Genomic DNA, 2,648 nt, shown 5'->3' with positions numbered 1-2,648 from the left:
TCCAAGCCCCGCCGCTACGCCGCACCCAGCGTGGTCATCTCCGAGCTCAACGCCAAGCGCCCCGGCGCCAAGCGCACCAAGAAGGAGTAGCGGTGGACGCACCGGCCCCGCGCCCGAACGAACGCAAGAGCGCCCTGGCCAAGCGGCTGCCGCTGCTCCTGCTCGCCGCCCTCGGCCTCTACCTGTGGCAGGTGACGGGCACGCCCGAGCGTGACGTCGCGTTCCAGCTCGCGGGACCGGGCTGGGCCTCCGTGCGCGCCGTGGACCTGCAGATCTCCGACCCGGAGGGCCAGCTCCTCAAGCGCGAGGAGCGGTTCTTCCCCTCGGGGCCGCCGCCCGAGCTCGCGTACAAGGTGGACCTGCCCGAGGGCACCTGGGCTGCGGCGCTCTTCGTGAAACGTGAGGGCAGCGACGCCCGTGTGCGCCTGGAGACGCCGCTCGTCGTCGGCGAGGACCGCTACATCGTCCGGCAGCTCCAGTTGCCCGCCGCAGTTCGTTGACCGACCCGGAGGCGTGGGCTAAGGCCGCCCGCACGCCGTACTTCACGCTTTCCGACCCAAAAGGTGCGTACACGCCATGGCAACGGAACACATTGTCGTCGTCGGGGCAGGGCAGATGGGCGCGGGCATCGCGCAGGTGGCACTCGTCGCGGGCCTCCGCGTCACGCTGGCGGACGTCTCCAAGGAGGGGCTCGCCAAGGGCGCCGACCGAATCCGCGCCGGCCTGAAGAAGCTGGTGGAGAAGGGCAAGCTCGACGCCGCGAAGCAGCAGGCCGCCGAGGCCAACCTCACCACCGTGACGAAGGTCACCGACGCCAAGGACGTGGACTTCGCCGTCGAGGCCGTGACGGAGAGCGAGGGCCTCAAGCGCGGCATCTTCCTGGACCTGGACGAAGTCGTGCGCCCGGGCGGCGTGCTCGCCACCAACACGTCGTCCATCCCCATCACCCGGCTGGCCGCGTACACCAGGCGCCCCGAGTCCGTCATCGGCATGCACTTCATGAACCCGGTGCCGGTGATGCAGCTCGTGGAGCTCATCCGCGGCGCCGCCACGTCCGATGAGACCTACGCCACCACGCGCTCCCTCGCGGAGAAGATGGGCAAGACGACGGTGGTCTCCAAGGACTACCCGGGCTTCATCGTCAACCGCATCCTCATCCCCATGCTCAACGAGGCCTGCTTCGCCGTCATGGAGGGCCTGGGCTCCGTCGAGGACATCGACACCGCGATGAAGCTGGGCACCAACCAGCCCATGGGCCCGCTCCAGCTCGCGGACTTCATCGGCCTGGACACCGTGCTCTCCATCGCCGAGGTGCTCCACAAGGGCCTGGGCGACCCCAAGTACCGCCCCAGCCCCCTGCTGCGGCAGTACGTGGAGGCCGGCTGGTACGGCAAGAAGACCGGCCGCGGCTTCTACAAGTACTGAGCCGCCACGCGGCGACCCACTTCCACCTCAGGAGCCTCGAACATGGCCTACGAGAACATCCGGCTGGAGCAGGAGGGCGCCGTCGCGACCCTCTTCATCGACCGCCCCAAGGCGCTCAACGCCCTCAACACGAAGACGCTGCAGGAGCTCGAGTCCGCGCTGAAGGCCCTGCCCGCGGACGTGCGCGTCCTCATCGTCACCGGCGGCGGAGAGAAGGCCTTCGTCGCGGGCGCGGACATCGCGGAGATGGCCGCGCTCACCGACGCCCAGGCCCAGGAGTTCGGCGCCCTGGGGCACCGGGTCATGGCCGCGCTGGAGGCGCTGCCCATCCCGACGATCGCCGCCGTGAATGGCTTCGCGCTCGGCGGCGGCTCCGAGCTGGCCCTGGCCTGTGACTTCATCTACGCCTCCGAGAAGGCCCGGCTCGGTCTTCCCGAAGTCGGCCTGGGCGTCATCCCCGGCTTCGGCGGCACCCAGCGCCTCACCCGACTGGTGGGCCGCGCCCGCGCCAAGGAGCTCATCTTCACCGGCGACCGCATCGACGCGGCCAAGGCGAAGGAACTGGGCATGGTGCTGGAGGTCCTCCCCGCGGACGGCCTGCTCGCGCACTGCCGCGCCGTGGCGGAGAAGATGCTCAAGAACAGCCCGCTGGCCATCTCCAAGGCCAAGCAGGTCATCGAGGCCGGCGCCGACCAGGACCTGCGCGCGGCGAATGAACTCGAGCGCAAGGCCTTCGGTGACCTGTTCGGCTCCGAGGACCAGCGCGAAGGCATGAAGGCCTTCCTGGAGAAGCGCATCGCGACCTTCACCGGGAAGTAGCGTGGTGAAGGGGCTCGCGGCCGGGGGACTGCTGACGTGTCTCCTGGCCGCCACGCCGGCCCGGGCCTCTGGCGACGACGGGGACGCGCGGGCCCCCGTCCTGGTGTCCTGGAAGCGCACGCTGTGCCTCTACACGGGCTGCTTCCTGGAGCCGCTCATCCCCGACGTCCGCTACGAGTGGGGGCCGGATGCCCAGGAGGGCTGGGTGCTGTCCTGGCCCATCCACCCGTGGGCCCTGCCGCCGCTGGACGTGCCGGGGCCCACGCTGGTCGTGTCGCCGTTCCTGGAGCCGCAGCTCCGGCTGGGGCGGTCGGCCTTCCGGGTGCTCGCCGGGGCACGGGTGTATGCGTTTCCTGACGCGGCGCGCTTCGGAGTGTTGGCCGAAGGGGCGGGGCTGTGGGGAG

3 protein-coding genes and 1 pseudogene are annotated in these 2,648 nt (G+C 70.5%); all 4 read left to right on the top strand.

The genetic code is table 11. From position 1 onward, the window contains the following. The first annotated feature begins 92 nt into the window (after positions 1–92). Positions 93–500, top strand: coding sequence for a hypothetical protein (locus G4D87_RS36505; RefSeq protein WP_163787404.1), 408 nt, complete (start codon positions 93–95; stop codon positions 498–500). A 76-nt stretch (positions 501–576) separates the two neighbouring features. After that, on the top strand, positions 577–1,425 hold the full coding sequence (locus G4D87_RS36500; RefSeq protein ID WP_163787403.1) for a 3-hydroxyacyl-CoA dehydrogenase family protein: 849 nt from the start codon (positions 577–579) through the stop codon (positions 1,423–1,425). 42 nt (positions 1,426–1,467) lie between these two features. Further along, on the top strand, positions 1,468–2,244 hold the full coding sequence (locus G4D87_RS36495) for an enoyl-CoA hydratase-related protein (protein ID WP_163787402.1): 777 nt from the start codon (positions 1,468–1,470) through the stop codon (positions 2,242–2,244). Position 2,245: 1 nt separating this feature from the next. After that, positions 2,246–2,648, top strand: a pseudogene (locus G4D87_RS36490) (hypothetical protein); the annotation flags it as partial.

Source organism: Myxococcus vastator, assembly GCF_010894475.1.
GTDB lineage: Bacteria > Myxococcota > Myxococcia > Myxococcales > Myxococcaceae > Myxococcus > Myxococcus vastator.
The sequence above is the reverse complement of the archived record's forward strand: the minus strand, read 5'-3'. Positions and strand labels throughout refer to the sequence as shown.

Bases quoted from the DNA above. Each gene is read 5' to 3' on its own strand.
- G4D87_RS36500 (WP_163787403.1), top strand. From the start codon at position 577: ATGGCAACGGAACACATTGTCGTCGTCGGGGCAGGGCAGATGGGCGCG.
- G4D87_RS36495 (WP_163787402.1), top strand. From the start codon at position 1,468: ATGGCCTACGAGAACATCCGGCTGGAGCAGGAGGGCGCCGTCGCGACC.